17 protein-coding genes are annotated in these 13,547 nt (G+C 75.5%); 8 read left to right on the top strand and 9 right to left on the bottom strand.

The window, feature by feature from the left end; genetic code table 11:
- The first annotated feature begins 38 nt into the window (after window positions 1-38).
- The gene (locus tag ACFCY1_RS18345; RefSeq protein ID WP_074002276.1) at window positions 39-788 is read left to right on the top strand and encodes a GNAT family N-acetyltransferase; all 750 of its coding nucleotides are present in this window, start codon (window positions 39-41) and stop codon (window positions 786-788) included.
- Between the two features lie 84 nt (window positions 789-872).
- Here ACFCY1_RS18345 and ACFCY1_RS18350 read toward each other — a convergent pair whose 3' ends face one another.
- Window positions 873-1,835, bottom strand: coding sequence for a DUF4436 family protein (locus ACFCY1_RS18350; RefSeq protein WP_375875214.1), 963 nt, complete (start codon window positions 1,833-1,835; stop codon window positions 873-875).
- A 156-nt stretch (window positions 1,836-1,991) separates the two neighbouring features.
- Here ACFCY1_RS18350 and ACFCY1_RS18355 point away from each other — a divergent pair, with 156 nt between their 5' ends.
- Window positions 1,992-3,020: a LacI family DNA-binding transcriptional regulator gene (locus ACFCY1_RS18355; protein ID WP_375875215.1), complete on the top strand. Its 1,029-nt coding sequence runs from the start codon at window positions 1,992-1,994 to the stop codon at window positions 3,018-3,020.
- 68 nt (window positions 3,021-3,088) lie between these two features.
- Here the strand turns inward: ACFCY1_RS18355 and ACFCY1_RS18360 are convergent, their stop codons facing one another.
- The 3 genes from ACFCY1_RS18360 to ACFCY1_RS18370 form a co-directional block, all read right to left on the bottom strand.
- A complete protein-coding gene (locus ACFCY1_RS18360) occupies window positions 3,089-3,607 on the bottom strand; it encodes a GNAT family N-acetyltransferase (RefSeq protein ID WP_049654760.1) in 519 nt (172 codons plus the stop codon).
- A gap of 119 nt (window positions 3,608-3,726) precedes the next feature.
- Window positions 3,727-4,188, bottom strand: a complete 462-nt coding sequence (locus ACFCY1_RS18365; protein ID WP_074002275.1) for a molybdopterin-dependent oxidoreductase — start codon at window positions 4,186-4,188, stop codon at window positions 3,727-3,729.
- Window positions 4,189-4,341: 153 nt separating this feature from the next.
- Window positions 4,342-4,809, bottom strand: a complete 468-nt coding sequence (locus tag ACFCY1_RS18370; protein ID WP_074002590.1) for a MarR family winged helix-turn-helix transcriptional regulator — start codon at window positions 4,807-4,809, stop codon at window positions 4,342-4,344.
- Between the two features lie 130 nt (window positions 4,810-4,939).
- Here ACFCY1_RS18370 and ACFCY1_RS18375 point away from each other — a divergent pair, with 130 nt between their 5' ends.
- Window positions 4,940-5,722, top strand: coding sequence for a dioxygenase (locus ACFCY1_RS18375; RefSeq protein WP_074002274.1), 783 nt, complete (start codon window positions 4,940-4,942; stop codon window positions 5,720-5,722).
- Between the two features lie 46 nt (window positions 5,723-5,768).
- Here ACFCY1_RS18375 and ACFCY1_RS18380 read toward each other — a convergent pair whose 3' ends face one another.
- A complete protein-coding gene (locus tag ACFCY1_RS18380; protein ID WP_049654755.1) occupies window positions 5,769-6,416 on the bottom strand; it encodes an NAD(P)-dependent oxidoreductase in 648 nt (215 codons plus the stop codon).
- A gap of 193 nt (window positions 6,417-6,609) precedes the next feature.
- On the opposite strand from ACFCY1_RS18380, the gene ACFCY1_RS18385 reads away from it, so the two are divergent.
- Window positions 6,610-7,227, top strand: coding sequence for a maleylpyruvate isomerase N-terminal domain-containing protein (locus tag ACFCY1_RS18385; RefSeq protein WP_375875216.1), 618 nt, complete (start codon window positions 6,610-6,612; stop codon window positions 7,225-7,227).
- A 9-nt stretch (window positions 7,228-7,236) separates the two neighbouring features.
- Here the strand turns inward: ACFCY1_RS18385 and ACFCY1_RS18390 are convergent, their stop codons facing one another.
- The 3 genes from ACFCY1_RS18390 to ACFCY1_RS18400 are packed head-to-tail and all read right to left on the bottom strand — an operon-like array spanning window position 7,237 to window position 8,628.
- On the bottom strand, window positions 7,237-7,623 hold the full coding sequence (locus tag ACFCY1_RS18390) for a VOC family protein (RefSeq protein ID WP_375875217.1): 387 nt from the start codon (window positions 7,621-7,623) through the stop codon (window positions 7,237-7,239).
- A gap of 4 nt (window positions 7,624-7,627) precedes the next feature.
- Window positions 7,628-8,173: a GNAT family N-acetyltransferase gene (locus tag ACFCY1_RS18395; RefSeq protein ID WP_241852856.1), complete on the bottom strand. Its 546-nt coding sequence runs from the start codon at window positions 8,171-8,173 to the stop codon at window positions 7,628-7,630.
- Window positions 8,170-8,628 carry a group II truncated hemoglobin gene (locus ACFCY1_RS18400; RefSeq protein ID WP_049654748.1) on the bottom strand — a complete coding sequence of 153 codons (459 nt, stop codon included), beginning with the start codon at window positions 8,626-8,628 and terminating at the stop codon, window positions 8,170-8,172. The genes ACFCY1_RS18395 and ACFCY1_RS18400 overlap by 4 nt, the downstream gene beginning before the upstream one ends.
- Before the next feature lie 242 nt (window positions 8,629-8,870).
- On the opposite strand from ACFCY1_RS18400, the gene ACFCY1_RS18405 reads away from it, so the two are divergent.
- Genes ACFCY1_RS18405 through ACFCY1_RS18415 form a run of 3 tightly spaced genes read left to right on the top strand, consistent with a single transcriptional unit; the run spans window position 8,871 to window position 11,680 of the window.
- Window positions 8,871-9,635: an SDR family NAD(P)-dependent oxidoreductase gene (locus ACFCY1_RS18405; protein ID WP_117487254.1), complete on the top strand. Its 765-nt coding sequence runs from the start codon at window positions 8,871-8,873 to the stop codon at window positions 9,633-9,635.
- A 20-nt stretch (window positions 9,636-9,655) separates the two neighbouring features.
- On the top strand, window positions 9,656-10,093 hold the full coding sequence (locus ACFCY1_RS18410) for a MerR family transcriptional regulator (protein ID WP_375875272.1): 438 nt from the start codon (window positions 9,656-9,658) through the stop codon (window positions 10,091-10,093).
- Between the two features lie 51 nt (window positions 10,094-10,144).
- Window positions 10,145-11,680: an AMP-binding protein gene (locus ACFCY1_RS18415; RefSeq protein ID WP_375875218.1), complete on the top strand. Its 1,536-nt coding sequence runs from the start codon at window positions 10,145-10,147 to the stop codon at window positions 11,678-11,680.
- An 18-nt stretch (window positions 11,681-11,698) separates the two neighbouring features.
- Here the strand turns inward: ACFCY1_RS18415 and ACFCY1_RS18420 are convergent, their stop codons facing one another.
- The gene (locus ACFCY1_RS18420) at window positions 11,699-12,535 is read right to left on the bottom strand and encodes a LuxR C-terminal-related transcriptional regulator (RefSeq protein WP_375875219.1); all 837 of its coding nucleotides are present in this window, start codon (window positions 12,533-12,535) and stop codon (window positions 11,699-11,701) included.
- A 147-nt stretch (window positions 12,536-12,682) separates the two neighbouring features.
- On the opposite strand from ACFCY1_RS18420, the gene ACFCY1_RS18425 reads away from it, so the two are divergent.
- Window positions 12,683-13,501 (top strand): TIGR03084 family metal-binding protein, encoded by an 819-nt coding sequence (locus tag ACFCY1_RS18425; protein ID WP_375875220.1) that lies wholly within the window; start codon window positions 12,683-12,685, stop codon window positions 13,499-13,501.
- Window positions 13,502-13,547: the final 46 nt, after the last annotated feature.

Here is a 13,547-nt window from a genome sequence, read left to right on the forward strand (position 1 = left end):
GGCCGCCGACGAACGATCACGCGATTGTGGGGTGGGCCATGGCCGAGGACTGGGTGGTCAGGCGGGGTACCGACGGCGAGCCGGTGCTGCGCTACCTGCTGGACGAGCGGGAGGGCCGGCCCTGGGCCGACCTGCTGGAGGTCCTGGACGAGTCGGTGGACGCCGCCGCGTTCGTCCGGGCCGAGCTGCCCGGCTGGGTGGTCTCCGGCCCGCCCGGGCTCGGGCAGGAGCTGGTGGCGCACGGCGCGCGGGTGCTGCGGCACGCCCACACCTTCCGCCGCGACCTGCGCGCCGACCCCCCGCCCGCCGACTGGGCCGGTACGCCGCTGCGCGAGGGCCTGCGGGCGGTGCCCTGCGACCGCGCGCCCGAGGAGCTGTACGAGGCCTGGCGGGCCGCCTTCGCCCCCGACCACGTCGACTTCTACCCGGGCGAGGACGCCCGGGTGGTGGCCGAGCGGATCACCCCGCTACTGGAGGGCGAGGTCATCGGCCCGGTGCTGCCGTCCAGCCTGCTCGCCGTGGACGCCGAGGACCGCGTGGTCGCCGGGCTGATCCTCACCGACCGCGACGGCCTGCCCTGGATCGGCGACGTCTTCCGCCACCCGGAGCGCGGCTACCGCGGCCTCGGCGCCGACCTGCTGCGCCGCGCCGTCGGGGACGCCGCCGAGCGCGGGCTCGCGGACGTGACGCTGGTGGTGTCCGAGGGCAACCCGGCCCGCCGGGTCTACGAGTCGCTGGGCTTCCGGCTCCAGGAGACGTCGCTGACGGTGGTCGTGCCCGACGCCTGAACCCCTGAGCCTCCGGGCCTCCGAACCCCTGAACCTCTGACCCCCTGAGCCGAGTGGCCGGGCCGCCGGACACGTGCGCCCGGGCTACTCCTTGTGCCCGCCCTCGATCCGGGCGCCCCGCACCACGACCATGGTCAGGCCGACCGCGACCAGCAGCTCCGCCCAGAAGAACGCCGCGTAGTCCAGCAGCGAACCGATCGGCGGGCTGCCGGGCGCGGCGTTGCGCATGCCGACCAGGGCGAACAGCGTGGCCGCCATCCAGCCGAGGGCGGGCCAGACGATGCCGCGCCGCTGGCGGACGATCAGCCAGGCCGCCACCAGCACGGACAGCGCCAGCGCCCACATCGCGGCCATCATGAACCAGGCCAGGATGAAGGTGCTGCGCGAGCGGCTGATCCGCTCGGTCACCACGACGGCGCCGCCCTCGCTCTGCTGCTCGGCCTGCTTGAAGACGAAGAAGGGGTCGGCCTCCTCCACGCCGATCACCACCGGGACGGGCTGCCCGCCGGCGGTGGCCTGGAAGCCGATCAGCGCGTGGTAGTGGTCGAAGGGGTAGTCGGTGACCCGGCCGTCGAGGAGGCTGAACGCCACCGCGCTGGAGGCGACCTGCTGCCCGGCCGGGTACCTGAGCACGGTCTGCTCCAGCGAGGTGGTCTCCAGCACCACGTCCCGGGCCGGGACCAGCAGGCTGTCCGGCTGCTCCAGGGCGCCGTGCGGGTGGACCAGGACCTTCGCGGTGAGCGTCTGCGCCGCCGCGTCCACCCGCTGGAGCGTCACGTCGACCTCCAGGAAGTCCGGGCCGGGCACCGTCCCGACCACTTGGACGCGGCCGCGGCTGGAGCGTTCGTCGAGGTAGAGCAGCAGCCCGGCGACGACGGACAGCACGATCGCCGCCACCACGGCGTACGCGCGCCAGGGCCTGACCTTCGGCCGGGGCGCGGTGCCCGCGCCGCGCGCCCGGGCGTGGACGCGGACCCGCGGCCGGGCCGCCGGGCGCGTGCGCCGGACGGCCCGCCGGTGCGGCGGCGCGCCCATCGGCCTGTTCATCGGCCTGCTCCACGGTCGGCGGTGGCGGCTGCGGGTGCCGCCTGTCCCGCCACCCTCCGGGCGGCCGAGGCCGGGGCGCAACCGCAGAGGGCCGATCGGGCGGGCCCGAGACTCGGCAAAGACGCTGGTCGGAGGGGCTGTGTAGGCTCAACGGTCATGGCGAGGGTGACACGGGACGATGTGGCGCGGGTGGCGGGGACGTCCACGGCGGTCGTGAGTTATGTGATCAACGACGGGCCGCGGCCGGTGGCGGCGGCGACCCGGGCGCGGGTGCTCGCGGCGGTCGAGGAGCTCGGCTACCGGCCGAACCGGGTCGCCCAGGCGATGGCCCGGCGGCGGACCGACCTGCTCGGGATGGTCGTCCCGGACGCCCGCCAGCCCTTCTTCGCCGGGCTCGCGCACGCCGTCGAGCAGGCCGCCGCCGAGCACGGCCGGCTGCTGCTGATCGGCAACTCCGACTACGCCGACGAGCGCGAGGCGCACTACATCCGCGCCTTCCTCGGGATGCAGGTGGACGGTCTGGTCCTGGTCACCCAGGACCCGGCCACCCCCGGGCTGACCGGCTTCGACGTGGCCGACGGCACCCCGGTGGTGCTGCTGCACCACCGGGCGGAGAGCACCGGCGGCGTCGCCGTGGTCGCGGACGACCAGGGCGGCGCCCGCGAGGTGGTCCGCCACCTGCTCGGGCACGGGCACGCCGAGGTGCACTGCTTCGGCGGCACCCTCGCGCTCAGCCCGCACGACCCGGTCACCGGGCGGACGGCCGGCTGGCTCGCCGCGCTGGAGGAGGCCGGGCTGCCCACCGAGGGGCGACTCACCCCGGCGCCGTTCGACCGGGTCCGGGCGCACGCCGAGGCGCTCGCCCTGCTCGCCCGTCCCGACCGGCCGTCCGCCGTGTTCTGCACGACGGACGACCAGGCGATCGGCCTGCTGCGGGCCGCCGACGACCTCGGCATCCGGGTGCCGGAGGACCTCGCGGTGGCCGGCTTCGACGACATCGCCGAGGCGGTGATCGCCGGGCCCGCGCTGACCACCGTCACCACGGCGCAGGACGAGATGGCCCGGGCCGCGGTGGAGCTGGTCCTCGGCGGGCCGGAGCGCCGCGCCCAGGGCGCCCGCACCTTCCCGGCCCAGCTGGTGGTCCGGCGCTCCTGCGGCTGCCCGCCGGGGACGGCGCGGGGCTGAGGCCGGGGGGCGACCCCGGACCGGCCGGGCAGCGGCGCGGGGCTGACGTCGGGGACGGTACGGGCGCCTCAGCCTTCGAGCAGTTCGTCCGCGAGCAGGTCCATCAGCAGGTTGTCGTGCCAGGTGCCGTCCGGCCCGCGCTCGTACTGGCGCATGGTGCCGACGGTGCGGAAGCCGACCTTGGTGTAGCAGCGGATCGCGGCGAGGTTGTCCGCGGCCGGGTCGATCACCAGCCGGTGGTAGTGGTGGTCGTGCACCAGGTACCGGGCCATCGTGCGCACGGCGTCGGTGCCCAGGCCCAGGCCGTGCACCGTCGGGTCGAGGTAGAGGTCCATCCCGGCGTGCCGGTACTCGTCGTCGTTGTTGGCGTACCACTGGATGGCGCCGACCACCTTGCCGCCGAGGTCGATCGCGAAGGTCTCGGTGCCGGGCGACTCCAGGTCGTTGGCGACCTCGTCGGCCAGGTCGTCACCGCCACGCCAGCGTTCGAACACCTCGGGCGTGCCGCGGATGGCCGCCAGCGCCGGGATGTCGTCGCCGGTGGCCGGGCGGAGCGTGACCAAGGTGCCGTGCAGAATCGTCCCCATATGGGGCATGTTGGCACGGAAACCCGGCTCCGGCGAGTGTTTTCGACCCGCCGTCCGGCCCCTTCCGGCGTGCGGCCGCGGGGCCGGGGCCGCACGCGCGCGAGGCGGGCGCCCGGGCGTCAGGCGGTGGGGCGCGCCGGGTCGCCGAGCGGGCCGAGCCAGACGGCCGTGACGGCGCTGACGTAGCGGGCGCCGCAGTGGTCGCCGGGGACGACGAGCTGCGGACCGGCGGCGTCCAGCGGGGCGCCGTCCATGCTGGTGGCGAGCAGGATCTGCTGGCCGCCGAAGTCCGGATCGATCTCGGCCCAGGAGACCACCGCCCGGTGGCCGTCGGCGCCGGCCACCGAGAGCAGGAAGCGCAGCCGCTGCTTGCGGCCGGAGAAGTCGATCCGGGGCCGGGCCGCGCGCAGCACGTCCAGCAGCGCCGGGCCCTCGTAGCCGTGGCGCTGCTCGCCCGCGGTCCGGCAGTCGAAGCTGACCTCGACCCGGCGGGCGGGGAGGGCTCGCAGCTGCGCCACCGTCAGCTCGGCGGGGCGGTCGAGGTGGCCGTGCAGTCGGACGGTGGGTCTCGCCGGGGTCATGGGTGCTCCCTCCTCCCGGGCCACGGCGCCGCGGCCCGGGAGGAGGAGTACCCGAGCGGCGGCCGGAGCATTCGCAGATGCGATGGATCGGGCGGACTTCCACTCGCAGGTGCGGGCCCTGGGCCCGGGTGGCGGCTGTCGGCGGGGCCGGCCCTACGGGGTCTCGTCCTGGCGCAGCCGGGCGCTGACGGCACCGAGCCCCTCGGCGAGCACCGCGAGCTGCTCGCGGCTGAGCACGTCGATCAGCAGTTCGCGCACCAGGGCGACGTGCCCGGGCGCGGCCTGGCGCAGCGCCTCCCGGCCCTGGTCGGTGAGTTCGGCGATGACGCCGCGCACGTCGCTGGGGCAGGAGCGGCGGGCGACCAGGCCGGCCCGCTCCAGCTGGGTGACCTGGTAGGTCAGGCCGCTCTTGGAGGTGACCAGCCTGTCGGCGAGCTCGGTCATCCGCAGCGAGTCGCCGGGGGCGGCGGACAGGTGCACCAGGATCTCGTACTGCTGGTGGGAGAGTCCGGAGTCGTCCTTGAGCTGGCGTTCCAGCCGCCGGTTCAGCAGGTTGCTCGCGACGACGAAGCCCCGCCAGGCGGCCGCCTCGTCCGGGTCCAGCCAGCGGGGTTCGTTCAGTGTGGACATGGGGTGAAGCCTACTCCTGTTGTTCAAATTCGAACGAAGGTGTACCGTCGGTTCCGTAAAGGTTCAAATTTGAACTACCTGTCGGACTACCTGCCGGTCGAACGGCCCCGAGGAGGACGCCATGAGCACCGCGGCCCCTGAGCGCATGCCCGCCCTGTACCTGTCGCACGGCGCGCCGCCGCTGGCCGACGACCCGGTCTGGCCGGGCGAGCTGGCCGCCTGGTCCGCCGACCTGCCCCGGCCCAAGGCCGTCCTGATGGTCTCCGCCCACTGGGAGGAGGCCCCGCTCGCCCTCGGCGCCGTCACCACCGTCCCGCTGGTCTACGACTTCTGGGGCTTCCCCGAGCACTACTACCGGGTCCGGTACGCCGCCCCCGGCGCGCCGGACCTCGCCGAGCGCGTGCGCAAGCTGCTGCGCGCCCCCGGCACGCCCGTCCAGGACATCCCCGACCGCGGGCTCGACCACGGCGCCTACGTCCCGCTGGTGGAGATGTACCCGGACGCCGACATCCCGGTGCTCCAGGTCTCGCTGCCCACCCTCGACCCGCAGCGGCTGATGGAGATCGGCCGCAAGCTCGCCCCGCTGCGCGACGAGGGCGTGCTGATCGTCGGCAGCGGCTTCTTCACCCACAACCTGCGGGCGCTCAGCAACGACGGCCGGATCACCTCGGTGATGGCCGAGTTCGACGACTGGGGCCGACGCGCCCTGGAGGCCCACGACCTCGACGCGCTGCTCGACTTCGAGCACAAGGCCCCGGCCGGACGCCTGGCCCACCCGCGCACCGAGCACTTCGCCCCGCTGTTCGTCACCCTCGGCGCCGGCGAGGCCGACCTGGACAGCCAGCGCAGCGTCATCGACGGGTTCTGGATGGGCCTGGCCAAGCGCTCGATCCAGCTGGGGTGAACCCCTCCCCCTTCGAGCACCCCGCCCACCGGACGCCTCACAGCCCTCACAGGGAGCAGCAGGTGAACCGCTCGCCGATGTGCTCGGGCTGCTCGATCTCGTCCACCAGAGCGACCGCGTAGTCCGCCACCGAGATCCGGCTCTGCCCCTCGGCATCGGTGAGCAGCTGGTCCAGGCCGGTGCGGTAGCGGCCGGTCCGCTCCCCCGGGCCGATCTCGGCGGCCGGGCTGAGCACCGTCCAGCGCAGGTCGGAGACCGTCCGGTAGTAGTCCAGTGCCGCGCCGTGGGCGTGCATGATCTGGAGGAGCGGCTCCGGCAGGCCCGGGGCGTCCCAGACCCGCACGCCCGGCGCGGTCTCCAGGTTGCCCGCCCCGCCGACCGCGATCAGCCTGGGGGCCGCGCCGCCCAGCGTGCGCAGGCCTTCGACCAGGGAGCGGGCGGCGGGCTCGACCAGCGCCTGGTGGCCCGGGCCGTCGCCGCCGCCGACGGCGCTCACCAGGACGTCCCGGCCGGCCGCGACCCGGGCCACGTCCGCCGGGTCCAGCACGTCCGCGCGCTCCACGGCGGCGGCCGCGCCCCGGTAGCGGTCCGGGTCCCGGACCACCGCGGTGACCTCGTGCCCGCGCGCCGCCGCCTCCCTGACGACCGCGCTGCCGATGGTGCCGCCGGCGCCGATCACGGCGATTCTGGCCATGGGTACCTGCCTGGGTGCTCGCGGGTGGGGCGGCGTCGGACCGCGGGACGCTGGATCGCAGGGCGCCGGACGCCGGACGCGCCGGACGCGCCGGACAGGACCGATTATCGGACGAACTCCCGGCGCGAGCCGGGGCACTGGGCCTATCGTGTGACGCCCCGGACGCCCCGGACGCCCCGTCGAAGGAGTGGTCATGCGCAACGGCGACGCCGTACCAACCGCCAACGGCGACGCCGTACGAACCGCCCTGGACGCCGCCCTGGCCGTCCTCACCCCGCACACCGGGAACCGCGACTGGGACGCCCCCGCCGGGCTCCTGGAGTGGAGCTGCCGCGACACCGCCGCCCACATCGCCCACGACCTGCTCGCCTACGCCGGCCAGCTCGCCGCCCGCCCCCGCGACCGCTACCTGCCGCTGGACCTCACCGTCCGGCCCGAGGCCGACCCGGCCCAGGTGCTCACCGTGGTCACCGCCGCCGGCCACCTCCTCGCCACCACCCTGGACGCCGCCCCGCCCGAGCTGCGCGCCTACCACCACGGCCCCTGCGAACCGCTCGGCTTCGCCGCGATGGGCGTCGCCGAGACCCTGCTGCACACCCACGACATCACCCGCGGCCTCGGCCTGCCCTGGCAGCCGCCCGCCGAACCGTGCCGCTTCGCGCTCGACCGGCTCTTCCCGCACGCACCGCGGGAGCCGGATGCCCACCCGGCGGAGGTCCTGCTCTGGTGCACCGGGCGCGGGGAACTGAACGGCCGCCCGCGCAAGTCCTCGTGGACCTGGCGGGCGGCCATGGGCGAGTGGCCGGACTGATCCGACCGGTCAGGCGCTCCCGGTGGCGATCCGCTCGGCCTGGCTGCGCTCGATGCAGAACTCGTTGCCCTCCGGGTCCCCGAGGGTGACCCAGCCCTTGCCGTCCGGGAGGCGGTGGTCCGCCAGCACGGTCGCCCCGAGGGCGACCAGGCGCTCCACCTCCTCGTCCCGGCTGCGGTCCTGCGGCTGGAGGTCGAGGTGGACCCGGTTCTTCGCCGACTTGCCCTCGGGCACCCGGATGAAGAGCAGCGAGGCGCCGGCGGAGTTCACCACCGCCTCCTCGTCGCACGGGTTGTCGTCCTCGCCCAGGGTGCCGTCCAGCGCCTGCGCCCAGAAGGAGGCCAGGGCGTGCGCGTCGCCGCAATCGATCGTCACATGTCGTACCAGAGATGCCATCCGCCTACTCTGACCTGCGCGGTTCGGGTTCGTCCAGCCATTTGCGGGAGTGCCGGTGGCCGTCCAGCGGAAAGGGCGGGAAGGGCGGGAGCAGTTCCACGAACGGGTAGCCGGCCTTCTCCGCGACCCGGCAGGAGGCGGGGTTGTCCACCTGGTGCAGCAGGTCGATCCGGCGCAGGCCGCCCTCGGCGAAGGTGGCGAAGGCCCAGGCGGTGAGGGCCTCCACCGCGCGCGGGGCCACCCCCCGGCCACGGGCCGGGGCTGCCGTCCAGTACCCCACCTCGGCCGTCTCCCCGCCGGGAGTGGGGTACTTGAGGGCGACGTTGGCGACGAGCTCGGCGCCGTCCAGGACGGCGAAGCTGTACCGGGTGCCCGCCGCACGGCCCTCCTCCTGGAGGCGCAGCCAGTGCGCGGCCTCCTCGGCGTCGCCGACCGGGGTCCGGGTGAAGCGGCGCAGGGTCGCGTCCCGGTAGGCCTCGATCAGGGCCGGCGCGTCGGCGTCCTCGAAGGGGCGCAGCAGCAGGCCGTCGGCCGTCAGGGCGGCGGTCACTTGAGGCCCTCCCAGCCCCAGCGCGGGGTCGGGCCGGGATCGCCGAGGTCGGTGCCGGCCGGGGAGCCGGAGACGTCCTCGGCGATCCGGGTGCCCCAGTCGAAGTACTCCAGCACCCGGCGGCGCAGCAGTTCGTCCCCGGGCAGCTCCGCGCGGACGGCCTCGGCCATCAGCTCCATCCAGCGCAGCCGCTGCTCCTCGGTGACGGCCAGGCCCAGGTGGGCGCGGAGCAGCGCCTGGTGGCCGCCCAGTCGGTCGGTGTAGCCGGTCGGGCCGCCGAACACCTCGGCCAGCCAGACCGCGACGTGCTCGATGTGGGTGGGGGTGAAGTCGGCGAAGACCGGCGCGAGCAGGGGGTCGGCGAGGGCGCCCCGGTAGAAGGTCCGGCTGAGCCGGCGCAGGACGTCGATGCCGCCGACGGCCTCGTAGAGCGTGCCGGGCCGTTGGTCGTTCATGGCTGTGCTCCCCGTGGGTGAACCGTATGTTGCGACCTTCCTAGCAGCCGGAGGGCCCGGTCGGCGCGGCCCCGGGCCCGCTGTTCGCGCCGGGCTCGGCGGGCGGAGGCCCGGGCTCCCCCGCCCGGGCCCGGGTGGCGGGCGGGGTGGGCCCGGGTGCGCGGCGCCCTGGCGGACCGACCCGACGGCTCCGCCGTTCCCGCTTGACCCTGACGCTGGCGGCAGGGTCGGAGGGTGGGCCCATGGACGACGAGAGCGGGACGCGGAACCGGGTCGTGGTGGTCACGGGGGCCGGGACGGGGATCGGGCGGGAGACGGCGCTGGCCTTCGCCGCCGAGGGGGCGCGGGTGCTGGCGGTGGGGCGGCGGCCGGAGCCGCTGGCCGCGACGGCCGCCGCGTACCCGGCGCTGATCGAGCCGCTGGCCGCGGACGTGACCGGGCCGGGCGCGCCGGAGGAGATCGTCCGGGCGGCACTGGAGCGGTTCGGGCGGCTGGACGTGCTGGTCAACAACGCGGCGATCGTGCGGAGCGGGCAGGGGATCGGCGGCTTCGACCGCGCGGGCGTCGAGGCGCTACTGGCGACCAACCTGGTCGCCCCGGTGCTGCTCGGCCAGGCCGCGGTGCCGGCGCTGAGCGGGAGCCGGGGCGTGGTGGTCAACGTCAGCACCGCCGTCGGGCAGCGCGGCTGGCCGAGCAACTCGGTGTACGCGGCGACCAAGGCGGCGCTGGAGACGGTCACCCGCAGCTGGGCGGTGGAGCTGGCGCCGCGCGGGATCCGGGTGGTGGCGGTGGCGCCCGGGGCGATCGACACCCCGATCGGCGACCACTCCGGGTACGGCCCCGAGCAGCGGGCGGCGATCCGGACGTGGCAGATCGAGCACACCCCGCTGGGCCGGATCGGCCGCCCCGAGGAGGTCGCCTGGGCGATCACCCGACTCGCCTCGCCGCAGGCCTCGTTCGTGACCGGCGTAGTGTTGCCGGTGGACGGCGGCGCGCTGGTGGGCTGACCGGGAGGGGACGGGTGGCGGTGCGGATCGGCGAGCTGGCGGCCCGGACCGGCAGTACCGCGCGCGCTCTGCGGCACTACGAGCAGGCCGGGTTGATCGACTCCGAGCGCGCGCCGAACGGCTACCGCGAGTACGGCGAGCCGGCGGTCGTCCGGGTGCGCAACATCCGTGCGCTGGTGGCCGCCGGGCTCACCCTGGAGGACCTCCGCCCGCTGCTGGGCTGCCTGGACGGGGACGTGCTGGCGGTCCGGCCGTCCGAGCAGGTGCTGGGGATCGCCCGGCGGCGGCTGGCGGTGCTGGAGCGCCGGATCGCCGCCCAGACGGAGGCCCGGGACCGGCTGGCGGCGGCGCTGGCGGCGGCCGGGGTGAGCGCGGACGGAGCCCCCGCGGACGGAGCCGAGACGGACGGGGCGGTGGCGGGCGGGGTGAGCACGGACGGGGTGGGCGCGGACGGGTGACACCCCCGATCGGGGGTGTGCAGGGGGCGGGTGGGGGAGGACAGTGGCCCCATGCAGATTCCACTCTCCGTGATGGACTTCCTCGACCGGGCCGAGCTGGTCTACGGCGACCGGGTCGGCATCGTCGACGAGCCCGTGCAGCCGGCCGAGTCCTGGGGCGAGCTGAGCTACCGCCGGGTCGCCGAACTGGCCCGGGCCCAGGCCGCCGGGCTGGACCGGCTCGGTGTCGGGCCGGGCGAGCGGGTCGCGGTCGTCTCGCACAACTCGGCCCGGCTGCTGACCTCCTTCTTCGGGGTGAGCGGGTACGGCCGGGTGCTGGTGCCGGTGAACTTCCGGCTGAAGGCCGAGGAGGTGTCGTACATCGTCGAGCAGAGCGGCGCCTCCGTGCTGCTGGTCGACCCCGAGGTCGCCGACGCCCTGGACGGGGTGGTGGCCAAGCACAAGTTCGTGCTGGGCGCGGCCAGCGACGCCGTGCTGTACGACACCGACGCCACCCCGCGGCGGTACTCGGTGGACGAGAACGACACCGCCACCATCAACTACACCAGCGGAACCACCGCCCGCCCCAAGGGCGTTCAGCTCACCCACCGCAACGTCTGGCTGAACGCGACGCTGATGGCCCTGCACTACGGGGCCGGCGACCGGGACGTCTACCTGCACACCCTGCCGATGTTCCACGCCAACGGCTGGGGCCTGCCGTTCTCGCTCACCGGCCTGGGCGCCCAGCACATCGTGCTGCGCAAGGTGGACGGCGCGGAGATCCTGCGCCGGGTCGAGCGGCACGGGGTGACCTTCCTGTCCGGCGCGCCCGCCGTGGTCCAGATGGTGCTGGACGCGGCCGCCGACTGGGACGGCCCGGTGCCCGGCCGGGACCGGGTGCGGCTGGTGGTGGCCGGCGCCCCGCCGCCGACCTCGGTGATCCAGCAGGTCGAGGAGCAGCTGGGCTGGGAGTTCATGCAGCTCTACGGTCTGACCGAGACCTCCCCGGTGGTCACGGTCAACCGCTCGCGGGCCGAGTGGGACGCGCTGCCGGCCGCCGAGCGGGCCGAGAAGCTGGTGCAGGCCGGCTCCCCCGCGCTCGGCACCCGGCTGCGGGTGGACGCGTCCGGCGAGGTGCTGGTGCGCTCCAACACCGTGCTGGACGGCTACTGGCAGCAGCCGGAGGCCTCGGCCGAGGCGCTGCGGGACGGCTGGTTCCACACCGGCGACGGCGGCACCCTCACGGACGGCCTGCTGACCATCTCCGACCGCAAGAAGGACGTCATCATCAGCGGCGGGGAGAACGTCTCCTCGATCGAGGTGGAGGACTGCCTGTACGACCACCCGGCGGTCGCCGAGACGGCGGTGATCGGGGTGCCGCACGAGAAGTGGGGCGAGACGGTGAAGGCGCTGGTGGTGCTCCGGGAGGGCCACGAGGCCGTCACCGAGGCCGAGTTAATCGCGCACTGCAAGCAGCGGCTGGCCGGCTACAAGTCGCCCACCACGGTGGAGTTCCGGGACGCCCTGCCGCGCACCGCCACCGGGAAGCTGCAGAAGTTCCGGCTGCGCGAGCCGTACTGGACCGGGCGGGAGCGCCGGGTCAACTGAGGCCGCGTCGGGGGCCCGTCACCCGACGAGCCCCGACTCCCTTGCCGCGAGGGCGAGTTCGGTCCGGTTGCGGACCCCGAGCTTGTGCATCGCGGACTTGAGGTAGCCCGTCACCGTGTTGCAGGTCAGGCCCAGTCGGGCGGCGATCTCCGGGTTGGTCCGGCCGGTCGCCGCCCAGCGCAGCACCTCGTGCTCGCGCGGGGTCAACGGCGGTACGGGGGCGGCCGTCCGGGGCTTGTCGAAGGGCTTGTCGAAGGGCTTTCCACAGGACTGCTCGCAGGGCTTTCCGCCGGGCCGTTCGCGGCTCCAGGCGGCGGCCCCGGCCAGTGCCCGGGTCGCCGCCTTCGCCAGCGTGCCGACCGCGGAGATCCGCACGTCCCCGAACGGGACGACGGCGCGCAGCGAGGCGTACACCACGCCGTGCACGGTGTCGCCGTCCATCAGCGGGACGGTGAGCATCGCGTACAGGTCCTCGGCGGCCACGGCCGCGTCGTAGTGGTGCGAAATGGTCGTCGCCGCACGGTAGTCGGGCACCCAGCTGGGCGCGCGTTCGGCGAGCGCCCGGCCGCCGAGGCCGAGTCCGGCCGGGACGGGCACGTCGTGCAGCAGGTCGGCCCGGGTGCCGGCCCAGTGCCGCAGCACCATGCCCTCGCTGCCGGGACGGCTGCCGGGCAGCGGCTCGGGCACGCCGACCAGGCCGACGTCGGCGCCGCACTCGGCCACCACCCGGCGGGCGAGGTCGCCGAGCACGGCGTCCCGCACCAGCTCGGCGGCGCGCGCGGCGAGTTCGGGGTCCTCGGGTCGCGCGGCGTCGGCGACGGGGTGCGCAGGATGGGGGTCCGCAGCCCTGGTCATCGCGGAATTGTCACACGCGGTGCGGCCGGTGGCGAGAGTCCTGACGTGCGTGTTTCGTGGAGTGGCGGACGCCGCCGCCGGGCCGGGCGTAGTGTGCGGCCGTACGCTACCGGCGGGTAGCAACTGCCGTGACCGGAAAGGGAGCCGATGACCGAGCCGAACGCGCCGGGCGACGTGCTGGGCGGCCTGCTGGCGGACCTGCGGGCCGAGAGCGCGGTGCTGGACGACCTGGTCGCCGGGCTGCCGGCCGAGGAGTGGGCCCGCCCGACCCCCGCCGAGGGCTGGACGGTGGCGCACCAGATCGCCCACCTGGCCTGGACCGACGACTGGACGGCCCTGGCCGCGCGCGACCCGGAGGGCTTCGGCGCTTCGCTCGGCGGGCACTTCACCGAGCTGCTGGCGGCCGGCGCCGACCCGGTCGAGGACGGCGCCCGCGCCGGACTGTCCGCCGGGCCCGCGGCGCTGCTCGCCCGCTGGCGGGCCGGGCGGGCGGAGGTGCTGGCCGCGCTCGGCGCCGCCCCGGCCGACGTCCGGCTGCCCTGGTTCGGCCCGCCGATGAAGCCCGCCTCGATGGCGACCGCCCGGCTGATGGAGACCTGGGCGCACGGCCAGGACGTCGCGGACGCGCTCGGCGCCGCCCGCGAGCCCACCGACCGGCTGCGGCACATCGCCCACCTGGGGCTGCGCACCCTGGGCTTCGCCTTCACCCTGCACGGACTGGCCGCGCCCGAGCGCCCGGTCCGGCTAGACCTGACCGCGCCCGACGGCGGGTCCTGGTCCATCGGCCCGGCCGGGGCGCGGGACGTGGTGGCCGGCCCCGCCCTGGACTTCTGCCTGCTGGTGACCCAGCGCCGGCACCGGGACGACCTCGCCCTCACCGCCACCGGGCCCGTCGCCACCGCCTGGCTCCCGATCGCCCAGGTCTTCGCCGGGGCGCCGGGCAAGGGGCGGCCGCCCGGGGCGTAGGGCGGCGCACCAGGCAAGGCACGGCGGCCCGGGGCGCGGGCGGACC

It is taken from the genome of Kitasatospora sp. NPDC056273, assembly GCF_042268845.1.
GTDB lineage: Bacteria > Actinomycetota > Actinomycetes > Streptomycetales > Streptomycetaceae > Kitasatospora.